The 21,390-nt window shown below is 66.2% G+C and carries 25 protein-coding genes and 2 riboswitches; of the genes, 16 read left to right on the top strand and 9 right to left on the bottom strand.

Features of this window, described 5'->3' with window-relative positions; all coding sequences use genetic code 11:
* Nucleotides 1-5: 5 nt before the first annotated feature.
* The 12 genes from OKA11_RS03090 to OKA11_RS03035 all read left to right on the top strand — a co-directional run bounded on the left by OKA11_RS03090 (nucleotide 6) and on the right by OKA11_RS03035 (nucleotide 11,443).
* Nucleotides 6-1,136 carry an NAD(P) transhydrogenase subunit alpha gene (locus tag OKA11_RS03090; RefSeq protein WP_267218758.1) on the top strand — a complete coding sequence of 377 codons (1,131 nt, stop codon included), beginning with the start codon at nucleotides 6-8 and terminating at the stop codon, nucleotides 1,134-1,136.
* 89 nt (nucleotides 1,137-1,225) lie between these two features.
* Nucleotides 1,226-1,603 carry an endonuclease domain-containing protein gene (locus OKA11_RS03085; RefSeq protein WP_267218999.1) on the top strand — a complete coding sequence of 126 codons (378 nt, stop codon included), beginning with the start codon at nucleotides 1,226-1,228 and terminating at the stop codon, nucleotides 1,601-1,603.
* A gap of 4 nt (nucleotides 1,604-1,607) precedes the next feature.
* Nucleotides 1,608-1,910, top strand: coding sequence for an NAD(P) transhydrogenase subunit alpha (locus OKA11_RS03080; RefSeq protein WP_142633283.1), 303 nt, complete (start codon nucleotides 1,608-1,610; stop codon nucleotides 1,908-1,910).
* Nucleotides 1,910-3,379, top strand: coding sequence for an NAD(P)(+) transhydrogenase (Re/Si-specific) subunit beta (locus tag OKA11_RS03075; protein ID WP_267218998.1), 1,470 nt, complete (start codon nucleotides 1,910-1,912; stop codon nucleotides 3,377-3,379). Before OKA11_RS03080 ends, OKA11_RS03075 begins: the two co-directional genes overlap by 1 nt.
* 23 nt (nucleotides 3,380-3,402) lie before the next feature.
* On the top strand, nucleotides 3,403-3,717 hold the full coding sequence (locus OKA11_RS03070; RefSeq protein ID WP_267218757.1) for a hypothetical protein: 315 nt from the start codon (nucleotides 3,403-3,405) through the stop codon (nucleotides 3,715-3,717).
* Between the two features lie 336 nt (nucleotides 3,718-4,053).
* Nucleotides 4,054-5,214: a deoxyguanosinetriphosphate triphosphohydrolase gene (locus tag OKA11_RS03065; RefSeq protein ID WP_267218756.1), complete on the top strand. Its 1,161-nt coding sequence runs from the start codon at nucleotides 4,054-4,056 to the stop codon at nucleotides 5,212-5,214.
* Nucleotides 5,207-5,899 carry an NAD(P)H-binding protein gene (locus OKA11_RS03060; RefSeq protein WP_267218755.1) on the top strand — a complete coding sequence of 231 codons (693 nt, stop codon included), beginning with the start codon at nucleotides 5,207-5,209 and terminating at the stop codon, nucleotides 5,897-5,899. The genes OKA11_RS03065 and OKA11_RS03060 overlap by 8 nt, the downstream gene beginning before the upstream one ends.
* A 106-nt stretch (nucleotides 5,900-6,005) precedes the next feature.
* A riboswitch (glycine riboswitch) is annotated at nucleotides 6,006-6,127 on the top strand.
* A 1-nt stretch (nucleotide 6,128) separates the two neighbouring features.
* Nucleotides 6,129-6,249, top strand: a riboswitch (glycine riboswitch).
* Between the two features lie 34 nt (nucleotides 6,250-6,283).
* Nucleotides 6,284-7,417 carry a glycine cleavage system aminomethyltransferase GcvT gene (gcvT, locus tag OKA11_RS03055; RefSeq protein ID WP_379489376.1) on the top strand — a complete coding sequence of 378 codons (1,134 nt, stop codon included), beginning with the start codon at nucleotides 6,284-6,286 and terminating at the stop codon, nucleotides 7,415-7,417.
* Nucleotides 7,418-7,428: 11 nt separating this feature from the next.
* On the top strand, nucleotides 7,429-7,800 hold the full coding sequence (gcvH, locus tag OKA11_RS03050; protein WP_267218754.1) for a glycine cleavage system protein GcvH: 372 nt from the start codon (nucleotides 7,429-7,431) through the stop codon (nucleotides 7,798-7,800).
* A gap of 159 nt (nucleotides 7,801-7,959) precedes the next feature.
* Complete coding sequence (gene gcvPA, locus OKA11_RS03045) at nucleotides 7,960-9,318, top strand: aminomethyl-transferring glycine dehydrogenase subunit GcvPA (protein ID WP_267218753.1); 1,359 nt, start codon at nucleotides 7,960-7,962, stop codon at nucleotides 9,316-9,318.
* On the top strand, nucleotides 9,315-10,916 hold the full coding sequence (gcvPB, locus tag OKA11_RS03040) for an aminomethyl-transferring glycine dehydrogenase subunit GcvPB (RefSeq protein WP_267218752.1): 1,602 nt from the start codon (nucleotides 9,315-9,317) through the stop codon (nucleotides 10,914-10,916). The genes gcvPA and gcvPB overlap by 4 nt, the downstream gene beginning before the upstream one ends.
* A gap of 5 nt (nucleotides 10,917-10,921) precedes the next feature.
* A complete protein-coding gene (locus OKA11_RS03035; protein ID WP_267218751.1) occupies nucleotides 10,922-11,443 on the top strand; it encodes a CcdC protein domain-containing protein in 522 nt (173 codons plus the stop codon).
* A 44-nt stretch (nucleotides 11,444-11,487) separates the two neighbouring features.
* Here OKA11_RS03035 and OKA11_RS03030 read toward each other — a convergent pair whose 3' ends face one another.
* The 3 genes from OKA11_RS03030 to OKA11_RS03020 form a co-directional block, all read right to left on the bottom strand.
* Nucleotides 11,488-11,616, bottom strand: coding sequence for an entericidin A/B family lipoprotein (locus OKA11_RS03030; protein ID WP_142633302.1), 129 nt, complete (start codon nucleotides 11,614-11,616; stop codon nucleotides 11,488-11,490).
* Between the two features lie 102 nt (nucleotides 11,617-11,718).
* Nucleotides 11,719-11,853: an entericidin A/B family lipoprotein gene (locus OKA11_RS03025; RefSeq protein WP_142633304.1), complete on the bottom strand. Its 135-nt coding sequence runs from the start codon at nucleotides 11,851-11,853 to the stop codon at nucleotides 11,719-11,721.
* An 85-nt stretch (nucleotides 11,854-11,938) separates the two neighbouring features.
* Nucleotides 11,939-12,883 (bottom strand): DMT family transporter, encoded by a 945-nt coding sequence (locus OKA11_RS03020; RefSeq protein ID WP_267218750.1) that lies wholly within the window; start codon nucleotides 12,881-12,883, stop codon nucleotides 11,939-11,941.
* Nucleotides 12,884-12,948: 65 nt separating this feature from the next.
* On the opposite strand from OKA11_RS03020, the gene OKA11_RS03015 reads away from it, so the two are divergent.
* Complete coding sequence (locus OKA11_RS03015; RefSeq protein ID WP_267218749.1) at nucleotides 12,949-13,155, top strand: hypothetical protein; 207 nt, start codon at nucleotides 12,949-12,951, stop codon at nucleotides 13,153-13,155.
* On the opposite strand, the gene OKA11_RS03010 is transcribed toward OKA11_RS03015, so the two are convergent.
* A complete protein-coding gene (locus OKA11_RS03010) occupies nucleotides 13,152-14,090 on the bottom strand; it encodes a LysR family transcriptional regulator ArgP (RefSeq protein WP_288803839.1) in 939 nt (312 codons plus the stop codon). The genes OKA11_RS03015 and OKA11_RS03010 overlap by 4 nt on opposite strands.
* Nucleotides 14,091-14,146: 56 nt before the next feature.
* Between OKA11_RS03010 and OKA11_RS03005 the strand changes: the two genes are divergently transcribed.
* The 3 genes from OKA11_RS03005 to OKA11_RS02995 are packed head-to-tail and all read left to right on the top strand — an operon-like array spanning nucleotide 14,147 to nucleotide 15,423.
* Nucleotides 14,147-14,269, top strand: coding sequence for a hypothetical protein (locus OKA11_RS03005; protein ID WP_267218748.1), 123 nt, complete (start codon nucleotides 14,147-14,149; stop codon nucleotides 14,267-14,269).
* Entirely contained in the window at nucleotides 14,266-14,880 is a 615-nt protein-coding gene (locus tag OKA11_RS03000) for a LysE/ArgO family amino acid transporter (protein ID WP_267218747.1), read from the top strand. The genes OKA11_RS03005 and OKA11_RS03000 overlap by 4 nt, the downstream gene beginning before the upstream one ends.
* 36 nt (nucleotides 14,881-14,916) lie before the next feature.
* Nucleotides 14,917-15,423, top strand: coding sequence for a hypothetical protein (locus OKA11_RS02995; RefSeq protein ID WP_379489375.1), 507 nt, complete (start codon nucleotides 14,917-14,919; stop codon nucleotides 15,421-15,423).
* A gap of 11 nt (nucleotides 15,424-15,434) precedes the next feature.
* Here OKA11_RS02995 and OKA11_RS02990 read toward each other — a convergent pair whose 3' ends face one another.
* The 5 genes from OKA11_RS02990 to OKA11_RS02970 form a co-directional block, all read right to left on the bottom strand.
* Nucleotides 15,435-16,964 (bottom strand): CpaF family protein, encoded by a 1,530-nt coding sequence (locus OKA11_RS02990; protein WP_267218746.1) that lies wholly within the window; start codon nucleotides 16,962-16,964, stop codon nucleotides 15,435-15,437.
* Nucleotides 16,965-17,094: 130 nt separating this feature from the next.
* The gene (locus OKA11_RS02985) at nucleotides 17,095-18,567 is read right to left on the bottom strand and encodes a hypothetical protein (RefSeq protein ID WP_267218745.1); all 1,473 of its coding nucleotides are present in this window, start codon (nucleotides 18,565-18,567) and stop codon (nucleotides 17,095-17,097) included.
* A gap of 187 nt (nucleotides 18,568-18,754) precedes the next feature.
* Nucleotides 18,755-19,012 carry an ATP synthase F1 subunit epsilon gene (locus OKA11_RS02980; protein WP_207078664.1) on the bottom strand — a complete coding sequence of 86 codons (258 nt, stop codon included), beginning with the start codon at nucleotides 19,010-19,012 and terminating at the stop codon, nucleotides 18,755-18,757.
* Between the two features lie 6 nt (nucleotides 19,013-19,018).
* Nucleotides 19,019-20,476 carry a F0F1 ATP synthase subunit beta gene (gene atpD / locus OKA11_RS02975; RefSeq protein ID WP_142633317.1) on the bottom strand — a complete coding sequence of 486 codons (1,458 nt, stop codon included), beginning with the start codon at nucleotides 20,474-20,476 and terminating at the stop codon, nucleotides 19,019-19,021.
* 24 nt (nucleotides 20,477-20,500) lie between these two features.
* Nucleotides 20,501-21,373 carry a F0F1 ATP synthase subunit gamma gene (locus tag OKA11_RS02970; protein WP_142633319.1) on the bottom strand — a complete coding sequence of 291 codons (873 nt, stop codon included), beginning with the start codon at nucleotides 21,371-21,373 and terminating at the stop codon, nucleotides 20,501-20,503.
* Between the last annotated feature and the right edge of the window lie 17 nt (nucleotides 21,374-21,390).

The raw sequence follows: 21,390 nt of genomic DNA, 5'->3' as shown, positions 1-21,390 counted from the left end.
GCCCGGTGGCGGGCACGCGCTTCGCCGTCCTGAAAGAGCGGGCGGCGGGTGAAACGCGGGTCTCGGCTACGCCCGAGACCGTCAGGAAGCTCATCGCGCTTGGCGCCAGCGTCGCGGTGGAAACGGGCGCAGGGTTTGCCGCCAGCATCGGCGATGACGACTATGCGGCAGCCGGGGCTGACGTCGGCCCGGCGGCGCAGGTGATTGCCGGTGCGGATGTGGTGTTTGGGGTGCAGGCCCCCGATCCGGCACTGCTGGCAGGCGCGAAGCCGGGGGCATGGGTGGTCGCGGGGCTCGACCCGTTTGGCAACCGGGCCCGGGTGGATGCATATGCCGCAGCCGGGCTTGAGGCGCTGGCGATGGAATTCATGCCGCGCATCACCCGTGCGCAGTCGATGGACATCCTTTCCTCGCAATCGAATCTGGCGGGCTACAAGGCGGTGATGGTCGCTGCCAATCTCTATGGCCGGGCCTTCCCGATGATGATGACGGCGGCCGGCACGGTCACGGCGGCCAAGTGTTTTGTCATGGGCGTGGGCGTTGCCGGATTGCAGGCGATCGCCACCGCCCGCCGCCTTGGCGCGCAAGTCTCGGCAACGGACGTGCGCTCGGCCACCAGGGAACAGATCCTGTCGCTGGGCGCCAAGCCGATCTTTGTCGAAACCGTGGCGGGGATCGAGGGGGAGGGCGCCGGAGGCTATGCCACCGAAATGAGCGAGGCGTACCAGCAGGCACAGGCCGAACTGGTTTCCGGTCATCTCGCCAAACAGGACATTGTGATAACGACGGCGCTGATTCCGGGCCGGGCGGCACCGCGGCTCATTACCGACGCGCAGATCGCGACGATGAAGCCGGGCAGTGTGATTTATGATCTGGCAGTGTCGCAAGGCGGCAATGTCGAGGGTTCCGAGGCGGATCAGGTGGTGGTGCGCCACGGGGTGAAGATTGTCGGTTATGCGAACACGCCCGCACATCTGCCCGCTGACGCCTCGGCGCTGTTCGCGCGCAACCTGTTCAATTTTATCTCGGCCTTCTGGGACAAGGAGCAGGGCAGGCCGGTGCTTGACGAGGAGATCGGCAATGCCATCCGGCTGACGCGAGGCGGCAAGGTGGTGAACGAGAGGCTGTTGGGGTGATTTTTGCGCAGCCCCGTCCTCCCCGCAATGGGGCGGGGGACCGCGCGCGGCGCGGCGGAGGGGATTCGCGGTTTACATCACGTCCAGTCATAAGCCGGGCGCGAGACTTGCGCCGGTCAATGACGAAGCCCGAAGTCGCCCTGTGGCAGGAATTGCGACAGCGACCGGGCGGATTGAAATTCCGCTGCCAGCATCCGATCGGGCCTTACGTCGTCGACGTCTGCTGCCTCTTGCCAAGGCTTGTCGTCGAAGTCGACGGTATCGCGCATGACATGGGCAACAATCCAGCGCGCGATGAAGAGCGCGATCGTTTCATCAAGGAAAACGGGTTCAGGGTCTTGAGGGTGTCGGCCTCGCGGGTTTTGACGGATGCGGCGGCGGCTGCATCGGCAATCGTCGCGTGGGCCGAGAATCCCCTCCACCGTCCTGTGGACGGTGGCCCTCCCCGTACCGGGGAGGACAGGTAAGGGCATGGACTTCGTTTCGATCCTCTCGATCTTCGTGCTGGCCTGCTTCGTGGGCTATTACGTCGTCTGGTCGGTGACGCCGGCGCTGCATACGCCGCTGATGGCGGTGACCAATGCGATCTCCTCGGTGATTGTCGTCGGTGCGCTGGTGGCGAGCGCGGCGCCGGGTTCTCCGCTGTCCAAGTGGCTGGGGCTGGGCGCGGTCATGCTGGCCAGCATCAACATCTTCGGCGGTTTTGCCGTCACCGCGCGCATGCTGGCGATGTACAAGAAGAAGGACAAGCCGGCCTCCAGGGAGACGAAGTGATGGAGGCCCACGCGGTGAACCCCTGGGTGGCGATCGCCTACCTGATTGCCGGGATCTGCTTCATCCTCGCGCTGCGCGGGCTTTCCTCGCCCGCGACCAGCCGCAGGGGCAACCGCTACGGCATGGCCGGGATGGCGATAGCCGTGGTGACGACGCTGCTGACCCATGTCCCGCTGACCGCGCCTTCCACGCCCGCGGGAATCGAGCATGCAGGGTTGTTGTTTGATTTCGCGACATTGTCCGAAATTCTCGCCGCCATTGCCATCGGCGCGGTGATCGGTCTGACCACGGCCCGCAAGATCCAGATGACCGCGATGCCGCAGCTTGTCGCCGCGTTTCACTCGCTGGTCGGCCTGGCCGCAGTGCTGGTGGGCGTGGCGGCCTTTTACAATCCGGCGGCCTTCGGCATCCTAGAGGCGGGCGGGCTGGACATCCTCAAGGGCAGCCGCATCGAGATGGGGCTGGGCGTCGCCATCGGCGCGATCACGTTCTCGGGTTCGGTCATCGCCTTTGCCAAGCTCAACGGCAACATGAGCGGGGCGCCGATCCTGCTGCCCGCTCGCCACGCGATCAATCTGGCGGCGCTGCTGGCGATCATCGTGCTGGTCAGCCTGTTCCACGGAGATACGCCGCATCTGTTCTGGGGTATCGTGGCGTTGAGCTTTGTCATCGGCTTCCTGCTGATCATTCCGATCGGCGGGGCGGACATGCCGGTGGTCGTCTCGATGCTCAATTCCTATTCGGGCTGGGCGGCGGCGGCGATGGGCTTCACGCTGCACAACACGGCGATGATCGTGACCGGCGCGCTCGTCGGCTCTTCCGGCGCGATCCTCAGCTATATCATGTGCCGGGCAATGAACCGCAGCTTCATCTCGGTGATTGCCGGCGGGTTCGGCGCCGAGAACGGGGCCAGTGGCGGCGAGGCAAAGGAACAGCGCCCGTGGAAGCGGGGATCGGCCGAAGATGCGGCTTTCCTGATGCAGGAGGCGGAGAACGTCATCATCATCCCCGGCTACGGCATGGCGGTGGCGCAGGCCCAGCATGTGCTGCGCGAGATGGCGGACCTGCTGAAGAAGCACGGCGTCAACGTGAAGTACGCGATCCACCCGGTGGCCGGGCGCATGCCCGGGCACATGAACGTGCTGCTGGCCGAAGCCAACGTGCCCTATGACGAGGTCTTCGAGCTGGAGGACATCAACGGCGAGTTCGCCCAGTGCGACGTGGCCTTCATCATCGGTGCCAACGACGTGGTGAACCCGGCCGCGCGTACGGACAAGACCTCGCCGATCTATGGCATGCCGGTGTTCGATGTGGAAAAGGCGAAGACGATCTTCTTCGTCAAACGGTCGATGGGCGGCGTGGGTTATGCGGGCGTCGACAACGACGTGTTCTACATGGACCAGACGATGATGCTGCTGGCCGACGCCAAGAAGATGGTCGAGGACATCAACAAGGCGCTGGCGGATTGACGATGAGGCGCTAAGGGCGCGCTATGCGTATTCTCAAGCGATTTCTGCTGCTCGCCGGTCTTGTCGTGGTGCTGGTCGTCGGCGCGCATTTCTATGCGGCCTGGCGGCTCCATTCGGCCCTGATCGAAAATGGCATGTCGAACCGTGTCGCCACTTGCATGACCAAGCGCATGATGAAGCGGCTGAACCTGATCCAGATCGCCAAGCTGCAGAAGCTGGAGGGTGACAAGCCCACGCTCGGCGCCTGGGTGCGTGCAGTGAAGTCGGTGGACGATAGCAAGGTGATCCTTGTCACCACGTCCACGGCGGCGCTGTGCAAGACCGGTCTGGCAGAGTGATCGCGTGACCCCTGGGGTGTGTCCTCCGTCGGCTTCCTTCCTCACGCTGAACCATTTTGCCTCAAACCTCGATGTTGCCGTTCATGGGTTTACGCCCTAGGCGGTTTGGGCAAGTTCCAGATCGCCGCAGCTGATGGCAAAAGCCCCGGAGGGGTTGCCCTGCAACCGGCGCCAGCGGCGTTGCGGAATCTGTCCACGCCGCCTAGGGCCGGCAGGAAATGTCCGGGGGCACATGTCACGATCCGCTCGCCGGGCTCTGGTAGGCGCGTCGTCCGTTTCACCCGGCATGGCACCTGATGACTCGGAAAATGCACTCGTTTCGGGAAAGACCAAGGCTTGACCCTCGCTCCTTACGCATCTGATCCGGCTCGCACGCGCGGGCGCGAGTTCCTGACCGACGACAGCGGCACGCGCGGGCCGCGCAGTGCCTATCAGCGCGATCGTGACCGCATCATCCATTCGATCGCGTTCCGCCGCCTGCGCTACAAGACCCAGGTCTTCATCGCGCCCGACGGCGACCATTACCGCGTGCGCTTGACCCACAGCCTGGAAGTCGCCCAGATCGCGCGTGTCATCGCGCGTATCCTCGGGCTCGATGAGGATCTGAGCGAGGCGCTGGCGCTGGCGCACGATATCGGTCATCCGCCGTTTGGCCATGCGGGGGAGGAGGCGCTCGACGCCGCGCTCCACCAGGCGGGCGGGTTCGACCACAATGCCAATTGCCTGCGCACGCTGATGCGCATCGAGACGCCTTATTGCGAGCATGACGGGCTCAACCTGACGTGGGAGACCCTGGAAGGGCTGGCCAAGCACAACGGCCCGGTCGCCGCGCCGAACTGGGCGCTGGGTGAACTCGATGCAGCCTATAACCTCGAACTCGGCTCCTATGCCTCGCTGGAGGCGCAAGTGGCGGCGCTTTCCGACGATATCGCCTACGACAACCACGATATCGACGATGGCCTGCGCGCGGGGTTTCTCGATCTCGACGAACTGCTGGCGCATCCCTTCGTCGTCGCGCGCTGGCGCGAGGTGGAGCGGCGCTTCCCGGGCGTTGCGCGCAGCCGGCAACTGGCGGAGCTCATCCGCAGCCAGATCGGCTTCATGGTCAACGACCTGATCGCCCAGACCAGGGCCAACCTCGTCGGCATCGAGAGCGTGTGCGACGTGCGCGCCGCGGGGCGTCAGCTGGTCACCTTCTCGCCGGACGTCGAGGAGGGCGAACGGGCTTTCAAGCGCTTCATGTACGAGAAGCTCTATTACCACCCGGAACAGCTCGAAACCGCGCGCCGCGCGCGGGCGGTGATCGCCGAACTCTATGCCGCCTATTCGCAGGAGCCGGTGCTGATGGAGGAAAGCTGGATCGACGGCTTGCCGCGCCAGGAGCCGCAGCGCAGCCGCCATATCGCCGACTATATCGCCGGCATGACCGACCGCTACGCCATCGCCTGTCATGCGCGGATCTACGGATCGACGCCGGAGGGGCTGCGCAATGTCTGAAGCCGGAACGCCCGTACGGCGGCTTTGCCTCGTCGGGGCGAGCGGGCTGGTCGGGCAGGCGGTGATCGCCGGCAGCATCGCGCGTGCCGATGTGCGTGTGGTCGGCGTTGCCCGGCGCGAGGTGCCCTTGCCGGAAGGTGCGCGGATGGAAGTGCTGGTGGGCGATACCGACCAGTGGCCTGCGCTCATCGCCGCCGCCCGGGCCGAGGTGCTGGTCTGCGCGCTCGGCACCACGCGCAGGGCGGCGGGCAGTGACGAGGCGTTCCGGGCGGTCGATCACGACCTCGTGCTGGAGGTGGCGCATGCCGCCCGAGCCGCCGGGATCGGGCATTTCATCCTCGTCTCCTCGGTCGGCGCCGACCGGGCAAGCGGCAACCTCTACTTGCGCACCAAGGGCGACGTCGAGGATGCCGTCCACAAGCTGGGGTTCCGCCGTCTCGACATCCTGCGCCCCGGTCTGCTGCGCGGCCAGCGCCATGAGAGCCGCCCGCTGGAAAGCCTGGCGCAAGTCTTGAACCCGCTCGCGGATGCCATCGTGCTGCATGGCCGGTTCTCGAAATTCCGCTCGACCACGGTACGCCGCCTTGCCGAGGTGATCCTCGCGCTGAGCGGCGAGAAGACGCGCGGCCGTTTCATTCATGAGCACGCAGCGATGATGCGCGTGCTGGGCCGGGCACAGGGATAGCTGGGGCAGGCCGGGGATTGCGGCGGCGTCCTGGGCGAAATTGTGCGGCACTGCAGCGCAAGCGGCGTTGACACAAACGCACGCCTCACCCAAGGGACAAGGCATCGCTGACAGCGCGGGAGAGACCTGCCGATTCGCATGCGCGGCTTGCGCCGCACTTGGGATGAAGCGGGCGCCGAAGGAGCAACCGCCCCGGAATCTCTCAGGCAAAAGGACCGCGCAGCGTCGATAGCGAGACTCTGGAAAGTGTCTCATTCCTTTGGAATGAGGCCGCCGACGGTGTAACTTTGGCCTGCCTGTCATGGGCGCGCCAAGGGAAGCTCTCAGGTTTCCGTGACAGAGGGGGCACCTGGAATGGTGTGCCGAACTGTGCGGAGTCATGTCTTGAGCGAATACCCGATTTCCGATTCCGATCAGGAACCCGAAGAACTGGCGCCGATGCTGCTGCCGCTGGATGGCTGGCACCGTGATCACGGCGGCCGCATGGTCGAATTCGCCGGTTACATGATGCCCGTTCAGTACGAAGGGATCATGGCCGAACACCTGTGGACGCGTGAGAGCGCCGGCCTGTTCGACGTCAGCCACATGGGCCAGCTGTTCATCTCGGGCGAGGGTGTCGACGCCGCGCTCGAAGCGGCGCTGCCGATCGACCTTTCGACGCTCAAGCTCGCCTCGGTGCGCTATTCGCTGCTGCTCGACGAGAACGGCGGCGTGCTCGACGATCTCATGGTCACCCGCCAGGAAGACGGCTTCTACGTCGTCGTCAACGGCGCCACCAAGTGGGACGACATCGCCACCTTCCACGAGCTGCTGCCCGAGGACGTGACGCTCAACCACCTCGATGACCGCGCGCTGCTGGCGCTGCAGGGGCCCAAGGCGGTCGACGCGCTCGAGCGCCTGGCGCCGGGTGTGGCCGCGCTTACTTTCATGAAGAGCGGCCGCTTCACCCTGGGCGGCGTCGAGGCCTGGATCAGCCGCTCGGGCTATACCGGCGAGGACGGCTTCGAGATCTCGATCCCCGGCGATGCCGCTGCCGAGGTGGCGGACCTGCTGCTGGCCCAGTCAGAAGTGAAGCCGATCGGCCTTGGCGCGCGCGATTCGCTGCGTCTCGAAGCCGGCCTGCCGCTCTATGGCCACGACATGGACCCGGAGCGCGGCCCGGTCGAAGCCGGTCTTGCTTTCGGCGTCAACAAGCGCCGCCGCCTCGAAGGCGGTTTCCCGGGTGCCGAGCGTGTCCAGCGCGATTTTGCCGAGGGCACGGCCCAGAAGCGCATCGGCCTGAAACTTGAAGGCCGTCAGGCCGCGCGCGAAGGCGCCAAGGTTTTCCATGGTGAACAGGAAGTTGGCATCGTCACTTCAGGCGGTTTCTCGCCTTCGCTGCAGCATCCCATTGCCATGGCCTATGTCGACGCGGCGCTTGCTGCGGACGGCACGGCCCTTTCCATCGACATCCGGGGCAAGAAGCTGGGCGCGACCGTCGCAGCCATGCCCTTCGTCCCTAATCGCTATCACCGCTGAGGAACTCTCCCATGACCCGTTATTTCTCGCAGGAACACGAGTGGATCGAAATCGAGGGTGACCTCGGCACCGTGGGCATCACCGATTACGCACAGGGCCAGCTTGGCGACATCACCTTCGTCGACCTGCCGGCCGAAGGCGCGACCTTCGAAAAGGGCGATTCGGTTGCCGTCGTGGACTCGGTGAAGGCCGCTTCGGACGTCTACACCCCGGTTTCCGGCACCATCGCCGAAGCCAACGACGTTCTGGCCGATCAGCCGGAACTGGTGAACACCGACGCCGAAGTCGGCGGCTGGCTGTTCCGCATCACTCTGTCGGACGCTTCGGAACTGGAAGCGCTGATGGATGAAGCGGCTTACAAGGACTATGTCGCAAGCCTCTGACGTCCAGTCCTCCCCGGAACGGGGAGGGGGACCGTCCGCAGGACGGTGGAGGGGACTCGCCGCTGGGCGCAACGCTTGCGCTAGGCCGCCAATCCCCTCCGTCAGCCTTTCAGGCTGCCACCTCCCCGTGCCGGGGAGGACAATCATGCAGGAAACCCCATGCGCTACCTTCCCCTGACTCCGGCCGACCGTGCCGAGATGCTCGGCGTCATCGGCGCCGCCAGCGTCGACGATCTTTTCGTCGACGTGCCCGCCGAAGCCCGCCTGTCCGGCCCGATCGAAGGCCTGCCTGCCCACGCCAGCGAAATGGCGGTCGAACGCCACATGTCGGCGCTCGCGGCCAAGAACCTCTCGGCCGGAACGGCGCCGTTCTTCATCGGCGCCGGCGCCTATCGCCACCACGTTCCCGCCTCGGTCGATCACCTGATCCAGCGCGGCGAGTTCCTGACCGCCTACACGCCCTACCAGCCGGAAATCGCGCAGGGCACGCTGCAGGTGCTGTTCGAGTTCCAGACGCAGGTCGCGCGCCTGTTCGGCACCGACATCGCCAATGCCTCGATGTACGACGGTTCGACCGCGTGCTGGGAAGCGATCCTGATGGCCAGCCGCGTGACCCGCAAGGTCCGCGCCGTGCTGTCGAGCGGTCTGCACCCGCACTACGCCGAAGTCGTGCGCACGATGGCCAAGTTCACCGAGGACGAGATCGTCAGCCTCAAGCCCGAACTGGTGGCCGAGGCCGATGACGCCGCCGTGATCGCCGCGATCGACGACAAGACCTCCTGCGTCGTCGTCCAATACCCGGACGTGATGGGCCGCATCCCCGATCTCGCCGCGATTGCCGAGGCCGCGCACGCCAAGGGCGCGCTGCTGATCGCCGTCGTCACCGAGCCGGTGGCGCTGGGCATGATCGAGGCACCGGGCAATCTCGGCGCCGACATCGTTGTGGGCGAAGGCCAGTCGCTCGGCGTCGGCCTGCAGTTCGGCGGTCCGTACCTGGGCCTGTTCGGCTGCCGCGAGAAGTTCGTGCGCCAGATGCCCGGCCGCCTGTGCGGCCAGACCGTGGACGCCGAGGGCAAGCGCGGCTTCGTGCTGACGCTCTCGACCCGCGAACAGCACATCCGCCGCGAGAAGGCGACCAGCAACATCTGCACGAATTCAGGGCTTTGCGCGCTGGCTTTCAGCATTCACCTGACCCTGCTGGGCGGTGAAGGGCTGGCCCAGCTGGCCGCCGTGAACCACGACAAGGCACAGACCCTGATCGAGCGTCTGGCCAAGGTGCCGGGCGTGACGGTGCTGAACCAGGCCTACTTCAACGAGGCGACCGTGGTGCTTCCGCGCGATGCCCGCGAAGTGGTCCGTGACCTTGCCGACCGCAAGGTGCTGGGCGGCGTCTCGCTCGGCCGCCTGTTCCCCGAGGACAGCGATCTGCACAGGGGCCTGCTGGTGGCGGCGACCGAGACCGTGACCGACGAGGATATCGAAACCTTTGCCCGTGAGCTTGAAGGAGTGCTGGCATGAACGCGGTAAACGCAAGCGGCTGGCGCCCTCAGATGGGTGAAGCTGGCGAAGGCGGGGCCTTCAAGACCGCCTCGGGCGACTATGGTCTGATGCTGGAAGAGGCGCTGAGCTTCGAACTCGGCTCGTCCGCCAAGTGCGGCGTCGATCTCGACACGCTGGCGCGTCCGGCAGCGGCGGGTCTTTCGAAGTTCCTGCGCAAGGCGGCTCCGGCGCTTCCGGGCCTGACCGAGCCGGAAGCGGTGCGCCACTACACGCGCCTCTCGCGCCAGAACTACGCGATCGACCTCGGGCCGTTCCCGCTCGGTTCGTGCACGATGAAGCACAACCCGCGCCTCAACGAGAAGATGGCCCGCCTGCCGGGCTTTGCCGACGTTCACCCGCTCCAGCCGCAGAAGACGGTCGAGGGCGCGCTCGAGGTGATCGAGCAGCTGGCCGACTGGCTGATCACGCTGACCGGCATGGCCTCGGTGGCAATGAGCCCGAAGGCAGGGGCCCACGGCGAGCTTTGCGGCCTCCTCTGCATCCGCGCCGCGCTCGACGCGCGCGGCGAGAAGCGCGACGTGGTGCTGGTGCCCGAGAGCGCCCACGGCACCAACCCGGCGACGGCCGCCTTCGCCGGCTTCAAGGTGCAGTCGATCCCGGCAACCCCGGAAGGCCGCGTCGATGTCGAGGCGCTGAAGGCGAAGCTCGGGCCCAACGTGGCCGGGGTGATGATCACCAACCCCAACACCTGCGGCCTGTTTGAGCCGGAGATGAAGGCGATTGGCGACGCGGTTCACGCCGCCGGCGGCTACGTCTACTGCGACGGCGCGAACTTCAACGCCATCGTCGGCAAGGTGCGCCCGGGCGACCTCGGCGTCGATGCCATGCACATCAACCTGCACAAGACCTTCTCCACCCCGCACGGCGGTGGCGGTCCCGGTGCAGGGCCGGTCGTGCTGTCCGAAGCGCTGGCGCCCTTCGCGCCGCTGCCCTTCGTCAGCCGCGGTGACGATGGCCGCATCCACCTCGTCGAGGAAGAGAACCGGGGCGAGGGCCACGATCAGGCCTTCGGCCGCATGGTCGCCTTCCATGGCCAGATGGGCATGTTCACCCGCGCGCTGACCTACATCCTCAGCCACGGCGCCGACGGCCTGCGCCAGGTTGCCGAGGATGCGGTGCTCAACGCCAACTACGTGCTGCGTTCGTGCGAGGACCTGCTGCCGGCGCCCTTCGCCAAGAGCGGCCCGTGCATGCACGAGGCGCTGTTCAGCGATGCAGGGCTGGCCGAGGGCTTCTCGACGCTCGACATCGCCAAGGGTCTGATCGACGAGGGCTTCCACCCGATGACGGTCTACTTCCCGCTGGTGGTCAAGGGCGCGATGCTGGTCGAGCCGACCGAGACCGAAAGCAAGGCGGGCCTCGATCGCTTCATCGCTTCGCTGCGCAGCCTCGCCCAGCGCGCCAAGGACGGCGACCAGAGCCTGCACAGCGCGCCGCACTTCGCGCCGCGCCGCCGGCTTGACGAAACGCTCGCCGCGCGCAAGCCTGTGCTCGTATGGCAGGGCACCCCGGGTGAGCCGGGCACGCCTGCGCTGAGCGAGTTCGGAGGCAGCTGAGGCATATGGGGGGAACCGGTAACGGCATGGCGGCATGGGTGCCGCTGGCGATTTTCGGCGCGGTGATGCTCTGGCGTTTCCGCAATCTGGAAAAGGCCCGCCCGCTCCGGCTCCCCCTGCTGTGGATCATGCCGCTGATCGTGACGGCAGTGGTCTGCTTCGCGCTCAGCGCGATGATGCCGACGCCGCCGGGGTGGGCCAGCCTCGCCGCAGGGTTCGTCGTCGGCGGCGGCATCGGCATGCAGCGTTCACGCCTGATGCGGCTTCATGTCGAGGGTGAGGGCGGGGATGCCCGCGTGATGGTGCGCCAGTCGCCGCTCGCACTGCTGCTGATCGTCGGCGTCGTGATGGTGCGCAAGCTGGTGCTGCCAGGCGGCATGGCGATCGGGTCCGGGCATCCGGCGGCAACCGCCATGCTGGTGACCGACGCAATGCTGGGCTTTGCCCTTGGGGTGGTGCTGGTGAGCCGGCTGGTGCTCTGGCAGCGCGCCCGCGCCATGGTGGCGGCGCACGTCACCGACAGCTGAAACACGGGAACGGCCTGCCGGGATGACCCGGCAGGCCGTGTTCCTCACATCGCGCGGTCGACCGAGTTCGCCGCCGATTCCAGGTCCTGCCCGACACCGCGTACGGTGTTGCAGGCGGCCAGGCCCAGCACGAGACCGGTACTCACGGCAACCAGGACCAGCTTCCTCACCATCTTTTCGCTACCCTTATTGCTCCGCGGCCAGGATTGGCCGGGATTGCCTGCCGCTATGCGATGGCGAAGAATAGCGAAAGAGGGGAGGCGCTGCCGCTCGGCTTACTTGTGGATCGCGTCGTCGCCGGCCTGACCCACCGATTCGATGTCACGGCCCGCGCCCTTGACGGTGTTGCAGGCCGAGGCCGACATCACGATGCCGCCGGCCACCAGGGCGAGTACGATTTTCCTGACCATAATGCGTTCCTTTCGGGCTCTTCCGGCGCATGGCCGGGATCGCTCAGAGCAACGCGTGATGGCGGCGCAGGTTCCTTCGAGAAATTCAGGCGGCGATCTCTTCGGTCGCACCTTCGTCGAGCGCGGACGTCGGCGCGATGCGCTTGGCCAGGGTGTGTTCGCGCCAGGTGATGATGAGCCCGGCCAGGATGATGAGCGGCGCGCCCGCCCAGATCGACGAGGGCGGCAAGGCGCCGAAGATCGTCAATTCGTAGAGGGTCGCCCAGATCAGGGCGCTGTAATCCATCACCACCACGCTCGCCACCGCGCCGTAGCGCAGGGCGGCAGTGATCAGCAATTGCGCCAGCGTGCCCGCCAGCCCCACCGCGACCAGCAGCGCCCAGACATGCGGCGCATGGAACTGGCCGTAGAATGGCAGCAGCACGGCGGCAAAAAGGGCGCCGAAGAACGAGAACCAGAACACGCAGGCGATCGGCGCCTCGGTGCGGGCAAGGTCGCGGATCTGGAAACTGACGATCGAGACGACCACGCCGGCGCCAAGCCCTGCCGCCAGACCGGCCAGCGGCACCGCCTGTTCGCCCGGCCGGGTGATCAGCAGCACGCCCACGAAGCCCAGCACCACGGCCGTCCAGCGCCAGGGCCCGACATGTTCGCGCAGCACCAGCGCGGTGATCAGCACGGCAAACAGCGGCGCGGTGAAGCCCAGCGTCGTGCCCACGGGCAGGGGCAGCAGCATCGCGGCGGTGACGTTGCACACGAGGCCCACGGTGCCGGTGGTCGCGCGCATCGCGTGACTGCGCAGGCGCTGCGTCTTGAGGACGCCGATGCGTCCGGTCGCGAGCAGCCAGCCGGCGATCAGCGGCACCGCCATGGCCTGGCGCCAGAACACCATTTCCGGCGCCGAGACGCCGTTCTGCCCGGCCAGCCGGATCAGCATGAACATCGTCGAGAGCATGACCATCGCCAGCAGGCGCAAGCCGATGGCGAGCATCGGGCGATCGCGTGACGGCGTGAGGGGCCGGGCGGGCATGGCGGGCGATGCGTTCACAAGGGAGGGCTTTATCTTCCTGTCACGACGAGGCAAGGGGCTGCGCCATGATCGACACCGACCTTGTCATGGCCATCGCGGGTTCCGTCTGCGCGTTTGTGGCTGCCATCGCCTGGATCGGCGACCATCGCCGCATGAAGCGCCGCGATCTCGACCGGGTCGGCTTCATGCCCTGGACGGCGCTGTTCTTCATCAGCCTGATGGGAGCGGTGCTGCTGCTCGGCATTTCCGCGAAGGACTGGTTTTCGCGCTAGAGCGATGCTGATCTCTGGTGGCGCGGCTTTTGCAGCACTGCGCCGGAGGCCTTGCGCACTGCATCGGTCAGGGCGCGCAGCGCACCGGCCTGAAGCCGCGTGACGGTCCAGTAGAGGCTGACTTCGAGCGCTTCGCCCGGCGGCAGTTCCTTGAGCCGGCCCGAGGCGATATGCGGCAGGGCAAGCGGTTCGGGGTGCATGCCCCAGCCGATGCCCCTTGCCGTGAAATCGAGGAAGCCCTGCGTGGAGGGTACCCAGTGCGTCGGCGCCGAGAGCTTCACTGCGTGGAATTCGGCCGCCCAGCGGGCCTGTACCGCGTCGCGGCGATCGTAACGCAAGGTCGGGGCGGCGGCCAGCGAGCGGGAATCGACGCCGCCGGCAAAATGGCGCGCAAAGAAATCCGGCGAGGCACAGGCGCGGTAACGCAGGGCGCCGAGTTCGATCGTCGAGCAGCCCTGGATCGGTTCCGGGTCGGAGGTGATGACGGCGGCCACTTCGCCCGAGCGCAGGCGGTCTGCGGTATGCGCCTCGTCATCGACGATCAGGTCGAGCAGGGTGCCGCTCGATTCCACGAACAGGGCGGCGGCATCGGGAAACCAGGTGGTCAGGCTGTCCGAATTGACCGCGACCTTCAGCGTCAGCGGTGCCTCACCCTTGCGCAATTGGGGGGTGAGGTGCGGGGCAAGGTCGGCCTCGAGCAGCCGCACCTGATCGAAATGGGCGCACAGGGCACGTCCGGTTTCGGTCGGTTCGCAAGGCTGGGCGCGCACGACCAGCACCGTGCCCAGCCGTTCCTCAAGGCCGCGCACGCGCTGCGACACCGCCGAGGGCGTGATGCCAAGCGCGTCGGCGGCCCGTTCGAACGAGCCTTCACGCACCACCGCGGAAACCGCCGCCAGAGCCGGATAATCGAGCATGATGAAGCAATGCTTCATCGACCTTAGGCGATCAAGTTTTATTGTTTCACCGCCCGGCGGTAGAGGCTTTGCGCATGGACACCATCATTTTCCCCCTCTGCCTTGCGCTCGGCGTGGTCTGCGCCTCGCTCGTCTCGCTGTGGTCCGGCCTGCGTGCCGGTGCACCGGCTTCCCGCAAGGGCCCGGCACGACGATGACCGGCACCGCCTTTCTTTCCGGCTTCGCGCTTTCGGCGGCGCTGATCGTCGCCATCGGTGCCCAGAACCTGTTCGTGCTGCGCCAGGGGCTGCGGCGAGAGCATGTCGGCGCGGTCGTGCTGTTCTGCGCGGTGGCGGATTCGATCCTGATCGCGGCGGGTGTCGCCGGGGTGGGCGCCTTCCTCGCGGCCCTGCCGCAACTGACCATGGCGCTGTCGCTGGGCGGCGCCGGATTCCTCGGCTGGTACGGGGTCGCCGCGCTTCGCCGCATGGCCGCGCCGGGGTCGGTCGAAGTCACGGGCGGCGGGACCGTCACGCTGGGCCGCGCGCTGGCGGCGACCGCGGGTTTCACGTTCCTCAACCCGCATGTCTACATCGACACGGTGCTGCTGATGGGCGCGGCGGGGGCAGCCCAGCCGCTGGCGCTGCGGCCGGTGTTCGTCGTCGGTGCGGCCAGTGCCAGCGTGCTGTGGTTCTCGGCGCTGGGCTACGGTGCGCGGCTGCTGATCCCGCTGTTCGCCCGCCCGGCGGCCTGGCGGGTGCTGGATGCGGTGGTCGGGGCGACGATGCTGACGCTGGCTGCCACGCTGGTCATGCGGGCGCTGGGCTGAAACGGCTGTCCTACAGCGGCCAAATCTGACCTAACCTTGCGGATGAAGCTCACGTCACCGCGCCGCAAGGCCCGCCATCTGCGGGTTCCCGCTTTTGCTCCCGTGCCCATGCGCGCCCGCGCCGATGGCTGGACTCCGGCCCGGCAGGCGGCCTTCCTCGGCGCCCTGGCGGAAACCGGCTCGGTGCGTGACGCTGCCCGCCGGGCGGGCATGGCGCGCGAGACCGCCTATCGGCTGCGGCGCCGGCCGGGGGCAGGCAGCTTTGCCGCGGCCTGGGACACGGTGACTGGCGCCGCAGCGAAAGGCGACCGATCTCGAAATCGGAAGGTCACACGCGAAGAGCGGGCGCAAAGGGCGCTCTATGGCGTGCTCAAGGTGCGAATGTACCGGGGGCGACACGTCGCGACCGAGCGAAAGGCCGACAATTCGGCGCTTCTGGCCTACCTGGCTCAGCTCGATCGCCTGGCCGTATCAGATGCGCCCGACGTCACAAGTCTACAGCGTTTCACACCCGCTTGCGTGTCAACCGGGTGTGAAACGTGAAGAGCCCGTGCTCAGAGGCAGGCTTCGAGGTAGGCCTGGTCGAAGCCGAACTGGCGGGCCTTCTCCAGCGTGTAGGGACGCAGGCCCGAGGGGCGGAACTCGCCGATGATCTTGCCGTCGTCGGTCTCGTCGAGGTACTCGAACTTGAAGAGCTCCTGGGTGACGATGACGTCGCCTTCCATGCCGATCACTTCGGTGATGTTGGTGGTGCGGCGCGAACCGTCGCGCAGGCGCTTCACCTGCACGATGATGTCCACCGATTCGGCGATCTGGCGGCTGATGGCTTCCTTGGGGATCTTGATGTCGCCCATCAGGATCATGTTCTCCATACGGCCAAGGCATTCGCGCGGGCTGTTGGCGTGGAGCGTGCACATCGAGCCGTCGTGGCCGGTGTTCATGGCGGCGAGTAGGTCGAAGCACTCGGCGCCGCGGATTTCGCCCAGGATGATGCGGTCAGGACGCATGCGCAGCGCGTTCTTGACGAGGTCGCCGATGGTGATCGCGCCTTGCCCTTCAAGGTTCGGCGGGCGGGTTTCGAGCGGCAGCCAGTGCGGCTGCTGCAGGCGCAGTTCGGCAGCGTCCTCGATGGTCAGCACGCGTTCGCCCGGGTCGATCATCTTGGACAGGGCGTTCAGCATCGTCGTCTTGCCCGAGCCGGTACCGCCCGAGATGACGATGTTCATGCGGCAGGCCCCGGCGATCTTGAGCGCTGTCGCCATCTTCTCGCTCATCGAGCCGAAGTCCTTGAGCATGTCGATGGTGATCGGCTTCTCGGAGAACTTGCGGATCGAGATCGCGGTGCCGCGCAAGCTGAGCGGCGGCACGATGACGTTGACGCGGCTGCCGTCCTTGAGGCGGGCGTCGGCCAGCGGCGTGGTCTGGTCGACGCGGCGGCCGACCTGGTTGACGATGCGCTGGGCGATCTGGAACAGGTGCTGCTCGTCGCGGAACTTGGTGGGGGCGAGCTGGAGCTTGCCCTTCTTCTCGATGTAGGTCTGGTTGGGGCCGTTGACCATGATGTCCGAGACGTCGGGGTCGTTCAGCAGTTCTTCCAGCGGGCCGAAGCCGAGCAGTTCGTCGATCAGCACCTTCTCCAGCGCGAACTGTTCGCGGCGGTTGAAGGTGATCTTGAGTTCGGCCAGCACCTCGATGATGATCGGGCGGAATTCCTCGGAAAGCTCGTCCTTGGTCAGCGTGGCGGCGGCCTCGGGATCGACGCGTTCGAGCAGGCGGGGCAGCACCTGTTCCTTGATCTTGTGGATCGAGGCTTCGAAGCCGCCCTGTTCCGACTCGCCCGAGTGCACCGCGTTGGAACGTTCGGCAAGGCGCGACATCGCGTCGTCGCGCAGGTTCTGCGGGGCGGAGGAGGGGCCGTCCATGCCCGGAACCGGCGGGAACTGGTCGCCGCCGGGAAGCGGCGAAGAGCCGGGGGCAGGTGCCTTTTCGCCGGCGCTGCTCTTCAGCGGCTTGGCCACGCCGAACGCGGGACGCGCGCCCTGGCCCATCCCTCCGATGCCGTTACGTCGCCCGAATGCCGTCATGTCTCACTAAACCTTTCCAGCGCCACGATTGCCCGGGTTTCCCCGGGAACCTGTGCGAATATGCAGAGGATTAAGGTTGAAACTTTGATAACTTCCTAATGCCGCGACGGCTCGCGCCGGGATTTCGAGGCTATCGTCCGCAGCCGCTGAACACGGTCTGCACTTGCGGGCCGTTGTGATCGTAGATGGTGAACTTGCGCTGGCGCTTGCAGGCGCGGACATAATCCTCGACCTGCCGGACGTTCGTCATGTTGAGCGGCGCGGCCTGGATCGGGAACTGCGAGATCACGGTGGAGGGGCGGCCGGCAAGGACCTGGCGCAAGGCTGCAACCTCGTCGATGCCGGTCCATTCGCGGCCCTCATACATGTGCGGGGCAAAAGCGAGCACGCTGGGCGGGCGGGTGCCGACCACGGCGTAGAGGAAGTTCGGATTGCCCCAGACGAAGATGTCGCGCCGTGGGGTCTGCTCAAGGATGTAGTCCACCATCTCGCGCGCTGCCGGGCGGGCGCGCCAGCGGTCCTTGAGATGGAAGGTGCCGGAAAGCGCAAGGCTCACGCCGATCAGGGCGCCGATGCCGAGCCAGGGGCTGCGGCGATCGATGAAGTAGCCCGCGCAAAGGATGGCAAACGGCGCCAGGGTCGACTGGGCGTAATGGACGTAGATGTTGGGGAAGGTAGCAAGCCCGAACAGCGCGGCGGCGAGCCAGAGGCACACGAACGCCAGAACCTCCCGTCGTTGCGGTTCGCCGCAGGTTCGCGCCTCGGTGACGAAGCGGTGCAGGCCGATGCCGCCAAAAACCAGCGGGATGCCAAGCATGCCGATCATGACCAGTTGGCCCTTGAAGCGGATGCCGGGGTCGGCATAGCCGCGCGCGAGATTGGATTCGACAAGCGCGGTCCACATCTCGGGGAAATGACCGCGTGCAAGGTAGAACAGCCCGGTCAGCAACATCGGCAGCGCTCCTGCCAGCGCAAGCGGAGCGGCCTTCCAGAGCACGGAGAGTGGTTTGCAACCGCCGCGAAGGAGCATGACGATGACAAATAGGCCGAAGCAGGCGCCTTCGATCGCGGCCGACTGCTTGTAGGCGATCGCGATCCCGGCGCAGGCAAAGGCGGCAACGACGGCGCGGTCGATGTGGCCTCGGCGCAGGCGATTGAGGCGCGAGACGATCAGCGCCGCTGCCGCGATCAGCCAGGTGTTGAAGAACACGCCGGCCTCGGCGTTGTCACCTTCGAAGCGATTGAGCAGGGCGATGTAGACCACGCCGGACAGCAGCGCCCACTGTGCGGGAGCGAGCCGTCTGGCAATACGATTGACGCCGTAACCGCCCATCGCGGCAACCAGGGTGGCCGCAAGCTGATAGGCGATCGCCGAGCGCGAGATCAGTCCGATCAGCGAAAAGGTCAGATAGAGGGCAGGGCCCTTGCGGTCCCAGATGTCGACATAGAGCAAGTCGCCGTCGAGCAGGCGGTGGCCTACGAGGGCGTAGTACTGGTCGTCGATGGCGTAGTTCCATTCGCCGTACGCGGGAAACCGGAACGCCACGGCCAGTGCCAGGATGACAAGAAACTGCGCGGTGCGGCTTGCGCACAGACGCGCCACAAGGGATCGTGCAGGGATAGTGGTTGATCGCGGGAAGTGCGACGTCAGCGGCATGCTTGTCATGAGGATCTCGCAGATTTGCGAGTATTCCTAGGCATGCAGTGGTTACCAAAGCGATAAATGCAAAAAGGGGCGCCCCGGTTGCCCGGCGACGCCCCTTTTCAAAGCCGTATGGCCTGCTGCGAGATCAGCCTTCGACGTGCTCTGCCAGCACGGTCAGGCCCTTTTCGCCCACTTCGGCGAAACCGCCGGTGATGCGGATCTCTTCCGGCATGCCGCTCTCGGTCTTGTAGACCTTGATGGCGCCGTCAGCGACGGTCGACATGAAGGGCGCGTGGCCCTCCAGCACGCCGAACTCGCCTTCAGTGCCGGGGACGACCACCATGTGGACGCTTTCCGAGCGGACGAGCTTCGCCGGCGTGACGAGTTCGAAGTGCAGAGCCATGATCGCTTACGCCTCTTCGGCCAGCTTCTTGGCCTTGGCGACCACTTCCTCGATGCCGCCGACCATGTAGAAGGCTGCTTCCGGAAGGTGGTCGTATTCGCCTTCGACGACGGCCTTGAACGACTTCACGGTGTCTTCGAGCTGCACGAACTTGCCCGAAATGCCGGTGAAGACTTCGGCGACGTGGAACGGCTGCGACAGGAACTTCTGGATCTTGCGGGCGCGGGCGACGGTGAGCTTATCTTCTTCCGAAAGCTCGTCCATGCCCAGGATCGCGATGATGTCCTGAAGCGACTTGTACTTCTGCAGGGTTTCCTGAACCTTGCGGGCGGTCTCGTAGTGCTCGGCGCCGACGACGCGGGGCTCAAGAACGCGCGAGGTCGAGTCGAGCGGGTCGACGGCCGGGTAGATGCCCAGTTCCGAAATGGCGCGGTTCAGCGTGGTCGTTGCGTCAAGGTGCGCGAACGAGGCGGCCGGCGCCGGGTCGGTAAGGTCGTCCGCGGGGACGTAGATCGCCTGGACCGAGGTGATCGAGCCCTTGGTGGTCGAGGTGATGCGTTCCTGCAGCGCGCCCATGTCGGTCGACAGGGTCGGCTGATAGCCCACGGCCGAAGGAATACGGCCGAGCAGAGCCGACACTTCCGCGCCCGCCTGGGTGAAGCGGAAGATGTTGTCGACGAAGAACAGAACGTCCTGGCCTTCCTGGTCGCGGAAGTACTCGGCCATCGTCAGGCCCGAGAGCGCGACGCGGGCACGGGCGCCCGGCGGTTCGTTCATCTGGCCGAAAACGAGGGCAACCTTCGAACCGTCAGAGGTGGCGTTGCCTTCGGCGTCCTTGGCGATAACGCCGGCGTCGAGGAACTCGTGGTAGAGGTCGTTGCCTTCACGGGTACGTTCACCGACGCCCGCGAAGACCGAGACGCCGCCGTGGCCCTTGGCGATGTTGTTGATCAGTTCCTGGATGAGAACCGTCTTGCCCACGCCGGCGCCGCCGAACAGGCCGATCTTGCCGCCCTTGGCGTAAGGGGCGAGAAGGTCGATGACCTTGATGCCGGTGACCAGGATCGCCGCTTCGGTCGACTGGTCGACGAATTCGGGAGCCTTGGCGTGGATCGGGGCGAACATGTCCGAACCGACGGGGCCACGCTCGTCGATCGGGTCGCCGACGACGTTCATGATGCGGCCGAGGGTCTTGGGACCGACGGGGACCGAGATCTGCTTGCCGGTGTTGGCGACGGGCTGACCGCGGGTCAGGCCATCGGTGCCGTCCATGGCGATGGTGCGGACGGTGTTCTCGCCGAGGTGCTGCGCGACTTCGAGAACCAGCTTCTGGCCGTTGTTCTCGGTCTCGAGCGCGGTGAGGATTGCCGGCAGTTCACCTTCGAAGGTGACGTCGACGACGGCGCCGATGATCTGGCTGATCTTGCCAGTGGCGGTCTGGTTTAGCACGGGTGCGGTGGCCATTTTGGTTTCCTTGCCTGCGATGTCTTAGAGCGCTTCCGCGCCCGCGATAATTTCGATGAGTTCGGTGGTGATCGCGGCCTGGCGGCTGCGGTTGTACTGGATCGTCAGCTTCTGGATCAGGTCGCCGGCGTTGCGCGTGGCGTTGTCCATCGCAGTCATCGACGCGCCCTGTTCGGAAGCGGCGTTCTCCAGCAGTGCACCGAAGATCTGCGTACGCAGGTAGCGCGGCAGCAGCGCGGCGAGGATTTCTTCCTCTTCCGGCTCGTATTCGGTCACGGCATCGCCGGACACGACCGCCTTGGGGGCGGGAACCGGGATGATCTGCTGGTCGGTCGGCTCCTGCAGAAGCGCCGAGCGGAACTTCGAATAGAACAGGTGCGCGACATCGAACTTGCCGGCCTCGTACATGGCCACCAGTTCGTCGGCGATGCGCTCGGCTTCGTTGAAGCCGGGGTCACGCACATCGGTGGTGTCGAACATATGGGCGATCTGCTTGGGGAATTCGCGGCGCAGCGCGGCGCGACCCTTGCGGCCGACGAGGTAGAACAGGACGGTCTTGCCCTGTGCTTCCAGCTCGCGCGCCTTGACCCGAGCGGCCTTGACGATGTTCGAGTTGAAAGCGCCGCACAGACCCTTGTCCGAGTTGGCGACGACGAGCAGATGCACCTTGTCGCTACCGGTGCCGGCGAGCAGCTTGGGGCTGTTCTCGCTGACCGTGATCTTGCTGGCGAGCGAGCCCATCACCTCGGCGAGACGCGCGGCGTAGGGACGCGCGGACTCCGCGGCGGCCTGCGCCTTGCGCAGTTTGGCCGCGGCGACCATCTGCTTGGCCTTGGTGATCTTCTGGGTCGACTTGACCGAGTTGATGCGGCCTTTGAGTTCCTTGAGCGAAGCCACTCGTTTCTCTCCGTTTT

The organism is Novosphingobium clariflavum, assembly GCF_026420865.1.
Taxonomy (GTDB): Bacteria; Pseudomonadota; Alphaproteobacteria; order Sphingomonadales; family Sphingomonadaceae; genus Novosphingobium; species Novosphingobium clariflavum.
The sequence above is the reverse complement of the archived record's forward strand: the minus strand, read 5'-3'. Positions and strand labels throughout refer to the sequence as shown.